This window comes from Enterobacter mori, from assembly GCF_025244905.1.
GTDB lineage: Bacteria > Pseudomonadota > Gammaproteobacteria > Enterobacterales > Enterobacteriaceae > Enterobacter > Enterobacter mori_A.
The window spans coordinates 2508897-2523958 of record NZ_CP104285.1 but is presented as its reverse complement, the minus strand read 5'-3'; the positions used below and the strand labels follow the sequence as shown (position 1 = coordinate 2523958).

Here is a 15062-nt window from a genome sequence, read left to right as displayed (position 1 = left end):
CTTTGGGTAAAGAGTATGGTTATTCCGCTTTGCCAAGCGCCATTCGCAGGCGGTCGAGCCAGCCAGTAAATGCGCTTTGAGTAAGCAGATTGATGGCGCGGATATCGGGGATCCCAACATCAGTCAGCGGAGTGAATTGTGCCGCGCTAAAACGATCCGGTGAACGGGTCAGGAGCTCTACTGCCGCCTTAAGCGCCCCGTGCGTATGTGGCTCGTTTTGACGGTGATTGATCAAAATCTCGCCCGTCAGGTTGAGCAGCGCAGGTTCGTGGCTCAGCACCGGCGTTAGCGCCTGAAGTTCAGGCTCCGCTTGCCAGCGTGAAAGTGACTCAAGCTGGAGTGGGGTCGCGTAGCGCAGTTCGACGACGGGCAGTGCAGGGGTCCAGTCACGAATAGTCAGCGGTAAGGAATGCGGCGGAATGTGGTGTCCGGGTAACCAGCGTACAGGATGCCCCAGTAACGCCTGAAACACCGCCACAACGCGCGCCTGAAAGCCAATAAAGCCGATTATCTGGTTGATCAGCACAATGTCATAGGTTGTCAGGCCCACTTCATCGAGCTGTAGTTGTGCTTTGTGGTCAATGACGTCTGGTGAGCTGGCGAGTTGGCGGGCATATTGCGTGATTTGTGCCAGACGGCGGTTGCTTTCGCGTGAGGAGTCAGGACCAGGGAGTGGGGCGAGCAGGGCAGCGTAGTGGTTACAGAGTCGCTGAACACCACACGCCTGAGCGACCGTCAACGCCGTGCTGAGTCTGTCGTAGGCGCTGAGTGTGTGTAGTCGGTTAACCTCAATATTGAGCGGGAACAGAAGGTGGCACAAGGCCCTGGCGGGAGCGAGCCAGCCATGGCAGGCGGTGACAATCTTTTCAGGGAGTTCTAAATCGAGCAAAAAACGATCGTCGACGTTAGCGGCTTCGGGCACCAAAGGCAGGACATCCGTTTGCGAGTGGTTGGACTGGGTTTCATGATACCAGTGGCCTTTGCCGGAAAAGCGGCGTTGTTCCATGGGCGTTCCTTGATCTCAAAATGGCGATCAATATCCTGGCGTAAGGCGGATGAGGGGAAAAATATTGTTAGGTGATAACAAATAACAGAAGGGAATAACGAAGAGCACCGCAGGGGGAGAGAAACTCTCTTCCCTGACGGGAAGAGAGTCACGCGCTTATTTGATTTCCAGCTCGTTCATGGCAGCGATGTTGAAACCGCCGTCAACGTGAACCACTTCGCCGGAGATACCCGCAGAAAGGTCAGAGCACAGGAAGGCTGCAGAGTTACCCACATCTTCAATGGTAACAGTACGACGAATCGGGGTAACCGCTTCGCAGTGTGCCAGCATTTTACGGAAATCTTTAATACCGGAAGCGGCCAGGGTGCGGATAGGACCTGCAGAGATGGCGTTAACGCGCACGCCTTCAGGACCCATTGCATTCGCCATGTAGCGTACGTTGGCTTCCAGAGAGGCTTTAGCCAGACCCATCACGTTGTAGTTAGGAATAGCACGCTCTGCGCCCAGGTAGGACAGGGTCAGCAGGGCAGCGCCCGGGTTCAGCATGCTGCGGCAAGATTTCGCCATCGCCACGAAGCTGTAAGAGCTGATGTCGTGAGCGATTTTGAAGCCATCACGGGTAACCGCGTTCACGTAGTCGCCGTCCAGCTGATCGCCAGGAGCGAAGCCGATGGAGTGAACGAAACCGTCGAATTTCTCCCACGTTTTAGCCAGTTCAGCAAACATGCCATCGATGCTTTCGTCTTGTGCAACGTCACATTCCAGAACAATGCTGGAACCCAGCTGCGCGGCAAACTCTTCAACACGGCCTTTCAGCTTGTCGTTCTGGTAGGTGAACGCCAGCTCAGCGCCTTCGCGATGCATTGCCTGTGCGATGCCGTATGCGATGGACAGTTTGCTGGCAACGCCAGTCACCAGAATGCGCTTACCGGAAAGAAAACCCATAGCTTTAATCCTTATATTCATTGTTGTGGCGATCGCCATCTTAGCGGGGCAATCGTCGTTAAAACGCGGCGATAATATCACGTGTCGCGTGCTTAGTTAATCCGACCACTCAGTTGACCCGTGCTTATCGATCTTTTCTCCACGCATCGGCGGTCAATGCTTCACCGAAATGACCTGCGATGAGCCGTTTCGTCAAATCGTGCAGCGGGGAGGCCAGCACATCAGCCGTACTTCCTCGTTCGACAACTTCACCCTGGTGCATCACCATGACCTGATCGCTGATGTGTTTCATCATGCCAAGATGCTGGGTCACGTAGATATAAGAGATACCTTGTTTTTCCTGTAATTCCAGCATCAGGTTAATTAACTGCGAACGCATCGACATATCCAGAGAGGCAAGGGCTTCATCGGCAATAATCACCTTTGGACGCAGAATCAATGCGCGTGCCAGCCCCAGGCGTTGTTTCTGACCCGGTGCGAGCATGTGCGGGTAGTAGCTCACATGATCGGGAAGCAGTCCGACTAAACGCAGCGTTTCGACGATGCGTTTACGCCGGGCTTCAGGCTCAAGGTCGGTATTCAAACGCAGCGGGAAATCCAGGATCTGCGAAATTCGCTGACGCGGATTGAGGGACGTCGACGGATCCTGAAAGATCATGCGGATGCGCTGGCTGCGGAAAGAGTAGTCACCAAATTTTAGCGGGTGATCGTCAATCAGCACTTCACCATCGGTGGGCTCAACCATGCCCGCCAGCATTTTCGCCAGCGTGGATTTTCCGGAACCGTTCTCGCCAATGATCGCCAGCGTCTGTTTCTCGCGCAGCGTGAAGCTCAGCGGCTTTACCGCCTCTACGGTCTGGCGGTGAAAGAGCCCTGTGCGGTAGCGAAAGGTCTTACTCAGGTTACGAACTTCCAGTAAGGTTTCGACCATTTCACTCTCTCTCCATGTTCAGCGGGAAATGACAGGCATACAGGTGGCTTTTCGCCCCTGTCAAACGCGGCGTCTCAATGCATTTACGCTGAGCGTAGGGACAACGTGGCCCCAGACGGCAGCCAATAGGCAACGACTCCAGTAGGGGAATGGCTCCCGGCAAGGTATTCAGACGGCTTTTATGCGGCATCGCGCTACCGAAATCAGGTATCGCGCGGATCAGTGCCTGGGTGTATGGATGATGCGGTGTATTCACCAGATCTTCGCTGACGGCAGTTTCGACCGTCTGACCGCAATACATTACGTCAATTTTATCCGCCCATTTGCTCAGCATCTGCAGATCATGGCTGATCAGCAAAATGGTGGTGTTATTGTTCTGATTAAGACGCGTCAGCAGGCGGAAAATTTGTGCCTGCGTGGTTGGCTCCATCGCATTTGTGGGTTCATCGGCAATCAGCAGTCGAGGCTGGTTTGCCAGCGCGATGGCAATCATCACTTTTTGACATTCGCCGTCGGTCAGTTCGTAAGGGAAACTGCGCATCGCGTCTTTGTGATCTTTAATCCCGACACGGTGCAGTAGCTCAATGGCACGGCGCTTGCGCCAGCCAAAACGCTGCCACCAGCGCCCTTTATAGGTCCAGCCGGGGATGTTCTGCATCAGCTGTTTACCCACGCGCTCGGACGGGTCGAGACAGGATTGCGGCTCCTGGAAAATCATCGACACGTTATGACCCACCAGCTTGCGGCGCTCCCGAGGGGAGAGACGCAGCAGGTCAATATCATCAAAGCGCATGCGGTCAGCGGTGACGCGCCAGTTGTCTTTCGCCACGCCGCAGATGGCTTTGGCGATCAAGCTCTTACCGGAGCCCGATTCGCCCACCAGTCCACGGATTTCACCTTCAGCAAGCGTGATGCTAATGCGGTCCACGGCCTTCACCCAGCCTTCACTGGTCTTGAATTCGATTGTCAGGTTGCGGATATCAAGTAACGGCATTATTCCACTCCCGCATTAATCGCACGGCGAATGCCGTCGCCCAGCAGGTTGACCAGCAGTACGCTCACCATAATGGCCGCACCAGGCAGCATGACCGTCCACGGTGCGACATAGATAAGCTCCAGGGCATCACCGAGCATTGCACCCCATTCAGGAGAGGGTAGTTGGGCCCCCAGATCGAGGAAACCCAGCGCGGCGATGTCCAGGATGGCCATCGACAGAGCACGGGTGATCTCAGTGACCAGTCCGGCAGCAATGTTCGGCAATACGGCAAACCACAAAATATTAAACGTGGTCGCACCGTCCAGACGGGCCGCGACAACGTACTCTTTTTCCAGTTCGTCATGCACCAGGCTGTATACCGAGCGAACCAGGCGCGGCAGGATCGCCAGCCAGACGGCAAACATCGCGTGTGACAGATGTGGACCAGCGAAAGCGACGACGATAATGGCAAGTAGCAAAGACGGAATAGAGAGCAGGGTATCCAGAATGTGGTTCAGCACCGCCGAACGCAGGCCGTGAGTTGAGCCTGCAAAAATGCCCAGCGCCAGGCCGCAGATCGTGGCCGCCAGCGTAACCACAAACGCACCGCCCACCGTCGGGGCCGCGCCGCTCAGAAGACGGCTTAACACGTCACGTCCAAGATCGTCAGTCCCGAGGAAGAAGGAGACTTCACCATAGCGGGACCACGAAGGCGGCAAAAGTTGATAGCCAAGGAACTGCTGATCGATGCCATACGGGGCAAACCACGAACCCAACACGCACAGCAAGGCCAGGCCAGCGCAGCCGTAAAGGCCGATCATAGCCGTGGTGTCACCATAGAATTTACGCCACACGGTACGTAGCGCACCGGGCGTGCGCTTTTCACTGTATACGCTATCGTAAGGCATACCATTCCTTATGCTTCAGAGGGTTGGCCATGGCACCCAAAATATCGGAAAGAACGTTAACAATAATCACCAGTGAACCAATCACCATCACACCGGCGGAGATCGCCGCGTAATCCTGCTGGCGAATGGCGTTGATCATCCAGCGCCCCAGACCCGGCCAGCTAAAGACCATCTCAGTGATCATCGCCAGCGTCAGCATGGTAGAAAATTGTAATCCAAGGCGGGGAATCACCGGCGGCAGCGCATTGTGCAGCACATGACGACGCAGAATAGTCAGACGCGACAGCCCGCGCGTGGCGGCAGCTTTGACGTAGTTTTGGTCGAACACCTCAATGGTGCTGATGCGCATCAGGCGGATCACTTCGGTGGTAGGCGCAACGGCCAGCGTCAGAACCGGCAGCACCATATGACGCAGCGCACTTATGATCATCTCATCGCGCCAGACCGAATCCGAAAGCCATGCATCGATGATGGCAAACCCGCTCACCGTTTTAACCGTATAAAGCAGGTCGAATCGCCCGGAAACCGGCAGCCAACCCAGCGTCAGAGAGAAGAAGAGGGTGAGCAGCAGCGCCAGCCAAAACACCGGGATTGAGAAGCCGAGCAGGGCAATGGCGCTGATAAATTTATCCTGCCATTTATTGCGATAAATGCCCGCCAGCATCCCCACGGGAATGCCCACCATCAAAGCAAAGCTAAAAGCCAGGATGCACAGCTCCATGGTCGCCGGGAAAACCTCTTTCAACTGTTCTGAAATCAGCTGTCCGTTAATGCTGGAAACCCCAAAGTCCCAGTGCAGTACGCCGTTAAGCCAGAACAGCCACGCATCCCACAGTGACGATCCCTGAAGCGGGGCGTGGGGCGTGAAATAGCTCAGGCTAAAGCCCACGAAGGTCAAAAAGAACAGCGTAACCAACAGCAACAGCAGACGGCGCAAGGTAAATATGATCATGGTTTCTTCACCTCTTGCTCTTTCTCACGGGTGACCCCTGCGAAGGAGGCGTTGCCAAACGGACTCAGTACCAGCCCTTTAATATCGTACCGGTAGGCCTGCAAACGCAGGGATGAGGCCAGCGGAAGCACCGGGAGTTCCCGAGCCAGAATATCCTGGGCCTCATCGTAGGCTTCAATACGCGACGCAAGCTGTTGTGAGGCCAGCGCTTTTTGTAACACGGCATCAAATTCCCGATGACACCAGTGCGCGTAGTTGGTCTGTGAGTTAATCGCGGCGCAACTGAGCAACGGGCGGAAGAAGCTGTCCGGGTCGTTACTGTCGGTAGACCAGCCCGCCAGCGTCAAATCATGGTTCATATCCATCAGGCGAGCCTCCTGGAAACGACCTTCGACAGGAACGATGATCACTTTAACGCCCACCTGCGCCATATCGGCCTGCAACAGTTCTGCCGTTTTGAGCGGGCTTGTGTTCCACGCCTGTGAACTGGTTGGCACCCAGAGTTGCAGCGTCAGGTTTTCCGCTCCCAGCGCCTTGAGCTGTTCGCGCGCTTTCGCCGGATTGTATTCCGTAATTTTAGCTTCGCCGTCGTAGGCCCAGGAGGCTCTCGGTAAAATAGACGCCGCTGTTTCTGCGGTACCGTAGTAAATCGACTGCATCAGACGCTGGTTATTGATCGCTAACGCCAGCGCGTGGCGAACGGCGGGATTGTTCAGCGGCGGTTTATCGGTGTTAAACGCCAGATAGGCAATGTTCATTCCGGGACGCAATGTCAGGCGCAGGCGCGGATCGTCACGCAGAATGGTCAGCTGGCTGGCTGCAGGCCAGGCGAGCACATCGCACTCACCGGTTAACAGCTTCGAAAGACGTCCCGTCCCGCCAGAGCCCAGATCGACAACCACCTGGGGCATCAGCGGCGTGCCGCGCCAGAAATGCTCGTGACGCTGCAGGCGAATAAACTGCCCGGCACGATACTCTGCCAGCTGGAACGGGCCCGTACCGACAGGCTGGCGGTCGAGCAGTTCCTGACGATCTTTTTGCGTCAACGCGGCCGCGTATTCTGCTGACATCACTGACGCGTAGTGTGTTGCCAGATGCCAGAGGAAAGAGGCATCCGGGCGAACGAGCCGGAACTCCACCGTCCGGTTATCCAGCTTGCGCACGCTTTTGACGGTATCGGCAAACTGCAGGCTGTCGAAATAGGGGAAGTTTCCGCCGTTAACGTTATGCCACGGATGGTTACGGTCAAAAATGCGCTGGAAGGTAAATACCACGTCATCCGCGTTCAGTTTGCGGGTCGGTGTAAACCATGGCGTGCGCTGGAAGTCGACATCATCGCGGAGATGGAAACGGTAGGTTGCGCCGTTATCCAGCACTTCCCAGCTTTCAGCAAGCTCTGGCACCAGGCGATAGGTATACGGATCAACATCAAGCAGACGGTCGTACAGCTGTGCTGCCAGCGTATCGACAATCAGGCCGCTACCCGCTTTTTGCGGGTTAAAGGTGTCAACTTGCCCGCTGACGCAATAGACAAATCCGCTATCGCGAATATCAGGGAGCGCAGATCGCTCAGGCGCAGCAACAGCCAGGTTGCTGAACAGACCGAGTGCCAACAAGGACGATAAAACCAGACGCATAATTTTTAAGGTTTTTAGGTTCGATCTGCAAAGTGTATCGCACTTACACCTGCTTCGTAAAAATGTCTGCAGATAAGTGCTGATAATGTCAGCGCATTTGATGCTTTTTGAGCAACGCCCTTAATTGATGGTAGGTCAGACCCAGCAAATCAGCCGCCTGTTTCTGGTTATATTTCGCCTGCTGGAGGCTCTGTTCCAGTAACTGCTGTTCCTGCTTATGCTGAAATTGACGCAAATCGAGCGGCAGAGACGGCACGTTAGTGTTATCGACAGGCACAACAGCGGGCTGAATGTTGCGCTTAAACGGGTCGAGAATAATGTTGTCCAGTTCGGTTTCGCTGCTGCCGTGGCGGTAAACCGAACGCTCCACCACATTCTTCAGTTCACGAATATTCCCCGGCCACGGGTAGGCGAGCAGGGTTTCTGTGGCGTAGTCGCTGAAGCCGGGGAAAAGAGGCAGACCCAGTTCACGACACATCTGGATGGCAAACTGCTCTGCCAGCAGCATGATGTCGCTGCGCCTTTCACGCAGCGGCGGCAGTTGTACGACGTCAAACGCCAGTCTGTCGAGCAGGTCTGCGCGAAATTTATCGTCTGCGACCATCTCCGGCAGATTGGCATTGGTCGCGCAGACCAGACGCACGTTAACCTGCAGCGGCTGGCTTCCGCCGACGCGCTCCAGTTCGCCATATTCAATGACGCGCAGCAGTTTTTCTTGGACCAGCATTGGGGCTGTGGCCAGTTCATCCAGGAACAGTGTGCCGCCATCTGCACGCTCAAACCGTCCGGGATGGCGTTTTTGGGCACCGGTAAACGCACCCGCTTCATGGCCAAACAGTTCGGTGTCGAGCAGATTCTCATTCAACGCCGCGCAGTTAAGGGAAATAAACGGACCATCCCAGCGCCCGGATAAATAGTGGAGACGATTGGCTATCAGTTCCTTACCCGTACCGCGTTCGCCGATGATCAGCACCGGTTTATTGAGGGGGGCCAGGCGCGAAACCTGTTCAAGAACTTCAAGAAAACTGTTCGCTTCACCCAGTAAGTTGTCTTTGTATCCACTCATGATGAAATTAACCACTCCTTAGTGATATTCACCAGGTGAGGATAGTGCCATAATGTGCAAATATCAATCACATCTAATAATATCAATGAGATAAAAACTTGGCATGAGATTTGTATTATCTCTGTAGCAGGGCATCGCCCGATAACAGAAATATGAGGATTTGATTATGGGTATTTTTTCTCGTTTTGCCGACATCGTGAACGCCAACATCAACTCACTGCTTGAGAAAGCGGAAGATCCGCAGAAGCTGGTGCGTTTGATGATTCAGGAAATGGAAGACACGCTGGTTGAAGTGCGTTCCACCTCCGCTCGTGCGCTGGCTGAGAAAAAGCAGCTCACGCGTCGCATTGAGCAGGCTACCACCCAGCTCAACGAATGGCAGGAAAAAGCCGAGCTGGCGTTACGTAAAGATAAAGAAGACCTCGCGCGTGCCGCGCTGATTGAAAAGCAGAAGTTGTCAGAAGTGGTGACCGCGCTCGAACACGAAGTGACGCTGGTAGATGACACGCTCTCTCGTATGAAGAAAGAGATCGGCGAACTTGAGAATAAACTCAGCGAAACCCGCGCTCGTCAACAGGCGCTGACGCTTCGCCACCAGGCGGCAAGCTCTTCCCGTGACGTTCGCCGTCAGCTGGACAGCGGTAAGCTGGACGAAGCAATGGCCCGTTTCGAATCCTTCGAACGCCGTATCGACCACATGGAAGCGGAAGCTGAAAGTCACAGTATCGGTAAGCAGAAAACGCTGGATCAGCAGTTTGCCGATTTGAAAGCCGACGACGAAATCAGCGAACAGCTGGCGGCGTTGAAAGCCAAAATGAAGCAAGACAACCAGTAATAATTCGTGCGGCACCTGAGCGTGCCGCATCATAAAACAAGGAGTACACATGAGCGCGCTTTTTCTGGCAATTCCCCTGACCATTTTCGTGCTGTTCGTTCTGCCGATTTGGTTATGGCTGCACTACAGTAATCGTCCTTCGCGTGGGGAGCTTTCTCAGAGTGAGCAACAACGTCTTGTGCAGCTTACCGATCAGGCGAATAAGATGCGCGATCGCATTCAGGCGCTGGAAGCTATCCTGGATGCAGAACATCCAAACTGGAGGGAGCGTTAATGTCTGGACTGAACCTGAATAAAAAATTATGGCGCATCCCGCAGCAGGGTATGGTACGGGGCGTTTGTGCTGGATTGGCCCACTATCTGGATGTACCGGTGAAACTGGTGCGTGTAGTGACGGTGTTATCAATTTTCTTTGGTCTGGCTTTTATTACCCTGGTGGCTTATATCGTGCTGTCGTTTGTGCTCGACCCCATTCCTGACGGTGAACTGGCGTCGGAAGGCGCACCGACCAGTAGCGATCTGCTCAGCGTTGTTGACGATCGGCTGGCTGAAGGGGAGAAGCGGCTACGGGAAATGGAACGCTATATCACCTCTGATACCTTTACGCTGAGAAGCCGTTTTCGTCAGCTTTAAGAGAGAATATTAATGAAACAAAACTGGCAACAGGCCGGTCAGAAGGTAAAACCCGGCCTGAAAATCGCAGGTAAACTGGTCCTGCTGACAGCGTTGCGTTACGGTCCGGCTGGTGTAGCGGGCTGGGCGATAAAATCTGTTGCCCGTAAACCGGTCAGAATGCTGCTTGCCGTGGCGCTGGAACCGATGCTGCAGAAACTGGCAAAACGCGTTTCTCGTCGATACTTTTCCTGACCCTTCCTGATTGCGTTAGCCCTTTCTCACCCGAGAGGAGGGCTAGCGGCGCTTCTTTCTGGCATCTCCGTCTTTTTATTCTTTCTTTGCTGTAGCTCACATTACTGCTCTGCGCTGCTTTGTCAGGGCCATTTTATGCTTCCTGGTCCGTTGACAGATATTTTTCATGGGAGTAGATTGCAACCCGTGGGACCGCTACCATGGAAAATAAAGTGAACGCAAAAATTAATAAACTCATTGTTCTTGTTTATGGGGAAACCTTTACTGATACACATCGCAAGGTGTTATTAGAAAAAATCGGTAATGCCGCTTCTCTTATTACGGAAAAACGTAAATCTGGCTGGGATGAAAAAGATGTCGTCCTCATTACCTATGCCGATCAGTTTTCGGCGGCAGGGGAGAAAGCGCTGCCGGTGTTTACCCGTTTTTATAATAAGTGGCTTTCTCGTTCCTTTTCTCATGTCCATCTTCTGCCTTTTTATCCATGGTCCTCTGACGATGGTTTTTCTGTTATCGATTATCATGAAGTGGCACCAGAAACCGGAACCTGGAGTGACATTGCTGAATTAAAACAGTCCACCAGCCTGATGTTTGATTACGTGTGCAATCATATGTCGGCAAAAAGCCAATGGTTTGCTAACTATCTACAGCAAACTCCTGGCTATGAAGATTTCTTTATCTCTGTCGATCCTGAAACAGACTTATCCGCCGTGACGCGCCCTCGAGCGTTACCGCTTCTGACGCCTTTTACGCTTCATGACGGCACTGTCCGCCACCTGTGGACCACCTTTAGCGAAGACCAAATCGATCTGAACTTTGCTTCGCCGGACGTGTTAATTGCGATGGTGGATGTACTGCTTCATTACCTGACGGAAGGGGCGAATTATATCCGTCTCGATGCCGTGGGTTTTATGTGGAAAATCCCTGGAACACACTGCATCCATCTGGAACAAACCCACCAGCTCATCCAGCTATTCCGCGCGATTACCGAGGCTGTGGCACCGGGTACGGTCATCATTACCGAAACAAACGTTCCGCACAAAGACAACATTTCTTATTTCGGTAACGGTGAAAATGAAGCGCAGATGGTGTATCAGTTCTCTTTACCGCCGCTGGTATTGCATGCCATCCATCGTCAGGATGTCCGCACCCTGAGCCAGTGGGCCTCATCGCTGGAACTCCCTTCCACGAAAACCACCTGGTTCAATTTTTTAGCGTCGCATGATGGTATCGGCCTGAATCCGTTACGCGGGATTTTACCTGAATCCGACATCCTTTCGCTGGTGGAAAAACTTCAGCAGGAAGGGGCTCTGGTTAACTGGAAAAATAACCCTGACGGAACGCGAAGTCCTTATGAAATTAATGTTACCTATCTGGATGCATTAAGCCCAAAAAATGCAGCTGATAACGAACGTATTGCACGTTTTATTCTGGCGCATGCAGTCTTGTTGAGTTTCCCTGGCGTACCTGCCATTTATATTCAAAGTGCGTTGGGTTCACGTAATGATTATGAAGGCGTTGAGCGACTTGGATATAACCGCGCAATCAACCGTAAAAAATACATTGCCAGTGAGATTGATTCAGAACTCTCAAACAAAACAGGCATCCGCCATAAAATATTTAATCAGCTAAGCGAATTGATTGCGATTCGCAGATCGGAGCAGGTATTTCATCCAGATAGTCTCGCACTTTTCGAAACATCCGGTGAACATGTTCTTAAAATTATTCGCGTGGCCGAAAATGGTGAGCGAATAACGGCGTTATTTAACTTTAGCCAACATATTCAGACCGTAAATTCTGAAGGGATATCCGGTACGGAACTGATTGCGAAACAGAATATTAGCGGTACGACTCTGACCCTTAATCCATGGCAGGTGATGTGGATTAAAGAAAACTAAAAAGGACCTCAAAAATGAAGATGCCCAAAATTGTGCTGATGTCAGCACTGGTTTCGTGCGCCCTGATATCAGGATGTAAGGACGACAAGCCATCGAACGTCACCATTGAATTTATGCATTCGTCGGTGGAGCAGGAACGTCAGGCCGTCATCACGAAACTGATTGAGAAATTCGAGAAGGAAAATCCAACCATCACGGTGAAACAGGTACCGGTGGAAGAGGATGCCTACAACACCAAGGTCATCACTCTGGCCCGTACCGGCGCATTGCCGGAAGTGATCGAAGTCAGCCATGACTACGCAAAGGTGATGGACAAAGAGCAGTTACTGGATCGGGATGCGATCGGTGAAGCGATTAAAGCCGTAGGTGAAAACACCTTCTACGATGGCATTTTTCGCGTGGTGCGTACTGAAGACGGCACGGCGTGGACCGGCGTGCCTGTCAGTGCCTGGCTGTCCGGCGTCTGGTATCACAAAGACATCCTGGCGGCTGCGGGCATTGAAGAGCCGCATAACTGGGAGCAGTTGCTGCAAGCCACTCAGAAACTCAACGATCCGGGCAAGAAACACTACGGGATTGCGTTGCCAACGGCAGAAAGCGTGATGACGGAACAGGCATTCTCCCAGTTCGCGCTTTCGGGTGGCGCAAACGTCTTTGATGCGAAAGGTGACGTGGAGATTGATACGCCAGAGATGACGAAAGCGCTGGCCTTTTATAAAGCGCTGGCGGCAACCACCATGCCTGGGTCAAACGATGTCATGGAGATCAAAGACGCGTTTATGAACGGCTCTGCGCCGATGGCCGTTTACTCCACTTACATCCTTCCCGCGGTCTTCAAAGACGGCAATCCTGCGAACCTGGGCTTTGTGGTCCCGACTGAAAAATCCTCGGCGGTCTACGGCATGATCACATCACTGACGATCACCACAGGCCAAACCGAAGAGGAAACCAAAGCGGCAGAGAAATTTGTCACCTGGATGGAGCAGGCTCAGAACGCAACAGACTGGGTCATGATGTCGCCTGGTGCAGCGTTGCCCGTGAACAAACTGGTCGTGGGCACTGAAACCTGGAAAAACAACGATGTGATTAAAGCGTTTGGGCAACTGCCTTACGAGCTGATCGCGCAGTTCCCGAACGTGCAGGTGTTTGGTGCCGTGGGTGACAAAAACTTCACCCGCATGGGCGATGTCACGGGTTCCGGCATTATCAGTTCTATGGTGCATAACGTCACGGTAGGTCAACAAGATCTCAGTGCAACGTTAAGCAACAGCCAGAAGCGACTGACTGACCTGATTTCACAACGATAGGAGCGCTTTGCGAAGGGAATTATGAAGACGTTGTTTTCTGGTCGTTCAGATATGCCTTTCGCCATGCTGCTGTTGGCCCCCAGCCTGATTTTGCTGGGGGGCCTGGTGGCCTGGCCGATGATTTCCAACATTGAAATCAGTTTCTTACGCTTGCCGCTCAACCCGCGCATCGATGCCGTGTTTGTTGGGCTGGATAACTATATCCGTATTCTGAGTGATGCGGCGTTCTGGCACTCGCTGTGGATGACGTTCTGGTACACCGCGCTGGTCGTTATGGGCAGTACGGGCCTGGGGCTGGCCGTCGCCATCTTCTTTAACCGTGAATTTCGCCTGCGCAAAACGGCCCGTTCACTGGTGATTTTATCCTACGTTACGCCGTCAATTTCGCTGGTGTTTGCCTGGAAGTACATGTTCAACAACGGCTACGGCATTGTGAACTATCTGGGCGTTGACCTGCTGCATCTGTATGACCAGGCACCGCTGTGGTTTGACAACCCTGGCAGCAGTTTTGTGCTGGTGGTGCTGTTTGCCATCTGGCGCTATTTCCCCTATGCGTTCATCTCGTTCCTGGCCATTTTGCAGACCATTGATAAGTCGTTATATGAAGCGGCTGAAATGGATGGCGCGAATGCCTGGCAGCGTTTTCGCATTGTCACGCTGCCCGCGATCATGCCGGTTCTGGCAACGGTGGTTACGCTGCGAACCATCTGGATGTTCTACATGTTTGCGGATGTCTATCTGCTGACTACGAAGGTCGATATTTTGGGCGTCTATCTCTATAAAACGGCCTTTGCCTTCAACGATCTGGGTAAAGCCGCCGCTATCTCAGTGGTGCTGTTCGTGATCATCTTCGCCGTCATTCTGCTGACCAGAAAAAGGGTAAACCTCAATGGCAACAAATAAACGCGTGCTGGGCCGTATTGGTTTTTATCTGGGGCTGGCGGTATTTCTCATCATCACGCTGTTCCCGTTCTTCGTGATGCTGATGACGTCGTTTAAAAGCGCCAAAGAAGCGATCTCGCTGCATCCGACGATTCTGCCGCAGGAGTGGACGTTACAGCATTACATCGACATTTTTAACCCACTGATTTTCCCGTTTGTGGATTACTTCCGCAACAGCATGGTGGTGTCGCTGACCTCATCAGTGATAGCGGTGTTTCTCGGTACATTAGGTGCCTACGCTTTGTCCAAACTGCGGTTTAAAGGACGCACGACGATCAATGCGAGTTTTTACACCGTCTACATGTTCTCCGGGATTTTATTGGTGGTGCCGCTGTTCAAAATCATCACCGCGCTCGGGATCTACGATACCGAACTGGCGCTGATTATCACCATGGTGACCCAGACGTTGCCGACGGCGGTATTCATGCTGCGCAGTTACTTCGACACCATTCCGGACGAAATAGAAGAAGCCGCGATGATGGACGGCCTTAACCGTCTGCAAATCATCTTTCGCATCACCGTGCCGCTGGCGATTTCCGGTCTGGTGTCGGTGTTTGTCTACTGCTTCATGGTGGCGTGGAACGACTATTTGTTTGCTTCCATTTTCCTGTCCAGCGCCAGCAATTTCACCCTGCCGGTAGGACTCAACACCCTGTTTAGCACGCCAGATTACATCTGGGGTCGCATGATGGCGGCATCGCTGGTCACGGCACTGCCTGTGGTCATCATGTACGCGCTGTCTGAACGTTTTATTAAAAGTGGTTTGACCGCCGGTGGCGTGAAGGGCTGAGG

General features: G+C 53.1%; 16 protein-coding genes. 8 read left to right on the top strand and 8 right to left on the bottom strand.

All coding sequences use genetic code 11. The features are described from left to right. Nucleotides 1–19: 19 nt before the first annotated feature. From N2K86_RS11935 to pspF, 8 genes are all read right to left on the bottom strand, one after another. On the bottom strand, nt 20–1006 hold the full coding sequence (locus tag N2K86_RS11935; RefSeq protein ID WP_260658749.1) for a CMD domain-containing protein: 987 nt from the start codon (nt 1004–1006) through the stop codon (nt 20–22). 156 nt (nt 1007–1162) lie between these two features. Beyond that, nucleotides 1163–1951, bottom strand: a complete 789-nt coding sequence (gene fabI / locus N2K86_RS11930) for an enoyl-ACP reductase FabI (protein WP_126546018.1) — start codon at nt 1949–1951, stop codon at nt 1163–1165. Between the two features lie 124 nt (nt 1952–2075). Beyond that, nucleotides 2076–2882: a putrescine export ABC transporter ATP-binding protein SapF gene (gene sapF / locus N2K86_RS11925; protein WP_089600634.1), complete on the bottom strand. Its 807-nt coding sequence runs from the start codon at nt 2880–2882 to the stop codon at nt 2076–2078. Nucleotide 2883: 1 nt separating this feature from the next. Continuing rightward, complete coding sequence (gene sapD / locus N2K86_RS11920) at nt 2884–3876, bottom strand: putrescine export ABC transporter ATP-binding protein SapD (protein ID WP_260658748.1); 993 nt, start codon at nt 3874–3876, stop codon at nt 2884–2886. Then, on the bottom strand, nt 3876–4766 hold the full coding sequence (sapC, locus tag N2K86_RS11915; RefSeq protein WP_089600639.1) for a putrescine export ABC transporter permease SapC: 891 nt from the start codon (nt 4764–4766) through the stop codon (nt 3876–3878). The genes sapD and sapC overlap by 1 nt, the downstream gene beginning before the upstream one ends. Then, on the bottom strand, nt 4753–5718 hold the full coding sequence (gene sapB / locus N2K86_RS11910) for a putrescine export ABC transporter permease SapB (protein WP_260658747.1): 966 nt from the start codon (nt 5716–5718) through the stop codon (nt 4753–4755). The genes sapC and sapB overlap by 14 nt, the downstream gene beginning before the upstream one ends. Beyond that, nucleotides 5715–7355: an ABC transporter substrate-binding protein SapA gene (gene sapA / locus N2K86_RS11905; protein ID WP_260658746.1), complete on the bottom strand. Its 1641-nt coding sequence runs from the start codon at nt 7353–7355 to the stop codon at nt 5715–5717. The genes sapB and sapA overlap by 4 nt, the downstream gene beginning before the upstream one ends. A gap of 88 nt (nt 7356–7443) precedes the next feature. Then, nucleotides 7444–8421: a phage shock protein operon transcriptional activator gene (gene pspF / locus N2K86_RS11900; protein WP_260658745.1), complete on the bottom strand. Its 978-nt coding sequence runs from the start codon at nt 8419–8421 to the stop codon at nt 7444–7446. A gap of 166 nt (nt 8422–8587) precedes the next feature. Here pspF and pspA point away from each other — a divergent pair, with 166 nt between their 5' ends. From pspA to N2K86_RS11860, 8 genes are all read left to right on the top strand, one after another. After that, a complete protein-coding gene (gene pspA, locus N2K86_RS11895) occupies nt 8588–9256 on the top strand; it encodes a phage shock protein PspA (RefSeq protein WP_260658744.1) in 669 nt (222 codons plus the stop codon). Nucleotides 9257–9305: 49 nt separating this feature from the next. Next, the gene (gene pspB, locus N2K86_RS11890) at nt 9306–9530 is read left to right on the top strand and encodes an envelope stress response membrane protein PspB (protein ID WP_260658743.1); all 225 of its coding nucleotides are present in this window, start codon (nt 9306–9308) and stop codon (nt 9528–9530) included. Next, the gene (pspC, locus tag N2K86_RS11885) at nt 9530–9889 is read left to right on the top strand and encodes an envelope stress response membrane protein PspC (protein ID WP_260658742.1); all 360 of its coding nucleotides are present in this window, start codon (nt 9530–9532) and stop codon (nt 9887–9889) included. Before pspB ends, pspC begins: the two co-directional genes overlap by 1 nt. Before the next feature lie 12 nt (nt 9890–9901). Beyond that, complete coding sequence (gene pspD, locus N2K86_RS11880) at nt 9902–10123, top strand: phage shock protein PspD (protein ID WP_010431696.1); 222 nt, start codon at nt 9902–9904, stop codon at nt 10121–10123. 200 nt (nt 10124–10323) lie between these two features. Continuing rightward, nucleotides 10324–12021 (top strand): sugar phosphorylase, encoded by a 1698-nt coding sequence (locus N2K86_RS11875; RefSeq protein WP_260658741.1) that lies wholly within the window; start codon nt 10324–10326, stop codon nt 12019–12021. Between the two features lie 14 nt (nt 12022–12035). Further along, nucleotides 12036–13328, top strand: coding sequence for an ABC transporter substrate-binding protein (locus N2K86_RS11870; RefSeq protein WP_260658740.1), 1293 nt, complete (start codon nt 12036–12038; stop codon nt 13326–13328). Between the two features lie 21 nt (nt 13329–13349). Beyond that, on the top strand, nt 13350–14231 hold the full coding sequence (locus tag N2K86_RS11865; RefSeq protein WP_089600651.1) for a carbohydrate ABC transporter permease: 882 nt from the start codon (nt 13350–13352) through the stop codon (nt 14229–14231). Then, nucleotides 14218–15060 carry a carbohydrate ABC transporter permease gene (locus N2K86_RS11860; RefSeq protein WP_003856865.1) on the top strand — a complete coding sequence of 281 codons (843 nt, stop codon included), beginning with the start codon at nt 14218–14220 and terminating at the stop codon, nt 15058–15060. The genes N2K86_RS11865 and N2K86_RS11860 overlap by 14 nt, the downstream gene beginning before the upstream one ends. The last annotated feature ends 2 nt before the right edge of the window (nt 15061–15062 follow it).

Bases quoted from the DNA above. Each gene is read 5' to 3' on its own strand.
- N2K86_RS11935 (WP_260658749.1), bottom strand. From the start codon at position 1,006: ATGGAACAACGCCGCTTTTCCGGCAAAGGCCACTGGTATCATGAAACC.
- fabI (WP_126546018.1), bottom strand. From the start codon at position 1,951: ATGGGTTTTCTTTCCGGTAAGCGCATTCTGGTGACTGGCGTTGCCAGC.
- sapF (WP_089600634.1), bottom strand. From the start codon at position 2,882: ATGGTCGAAACCTTACTGGAAGTTCGTAACCTGAGTAAGACCTTTCGC.
- sapD (WP_260658748.1), bottom strand. From the start codon at position 3,876: ATGCCGTTACTTGATATCCGCAACCTGACAATCGAATTCAAGACCAGT.
- sapC (WP_089600639.1), bottom strand. From the start codon at position 4,766: ATGCCTTACGATAGCGTATACAGTGAAAAGCGCACGCCCGGTGCGCTA.
- sapB (WP_260658747.1), bottom strand. From the start codon at position 5,718: ATGATCATATTTACCTTGCGCCGTCTGCTGTTGCTGTTGGTTACGCTG.
- sapA (WP_260658746.1), bottom strand. From the start codon at position 7,355: ATGCGTCTGGTTTTATCGTCCTTGTTGGCACTCGGTCTGTTCAGCAAC.
- pspF (WP_260658745.1), bottom strand. From the start codon at position 8,421: ATGAGTGGATACAAAGACAACTTACTGGGTGAAGCGAACAGTTTTCTT.
- pspA (WP_260658744.1), top strand. From the start codon at position 8,588: ATGGGTATTTTTTCTCGTTTTGCCGACATCGTGAACGCCAACATCAAC.
- pspB (WP_260658743.1), top strand. From the start codon at position 9,306: ATGAGCGCGCTTTTTCTGGCAATTCCCCTGACCATTTTCGTGCTGTTC.
- pspC (WP_260658742.1), top strand. From the start codon at position 9,530: ATGTCTGGACTGAACCTGAATAAAAAATTATGGCGCATCCCGCAGCAG.
- pspD (WP_010431696.1), top strand. From the start codon at position 9,902: ATGAAACAAAACTGGCAACAGGCCGGTCAGAAGGTAAAACCCGGCCTG.
- N2K86_RS11875 (WP_260658741.1), top strand. From the start codon at position 10,324: ATGGAAAATAAAGTGAACGCAAAAATTAATAAACTCATTGTTCTTGTT.
- N2K86_RS11870 (WP_260658740.1), top strand. From the start codon at position 12,036: ATGAAGATGCCCAAAATTGTGCTGATGTCAGCACTGGTTTCGTGCGCC.
- N2K86_RS11865 (WP_089600651.1), top strand. From the start codon at position 13,350: ATGAAGACGTTGTTTTCTGGTCGTTCAGATATGCCTTTCGCCATGCTG.
- N2K86_RS11860 (WP_003856865.1), top strand. From the start codon at position 14,218: ATGGCAACAAATAAACGCGTGCTGGGCCGTATTGGTTTTTATCTGGGG.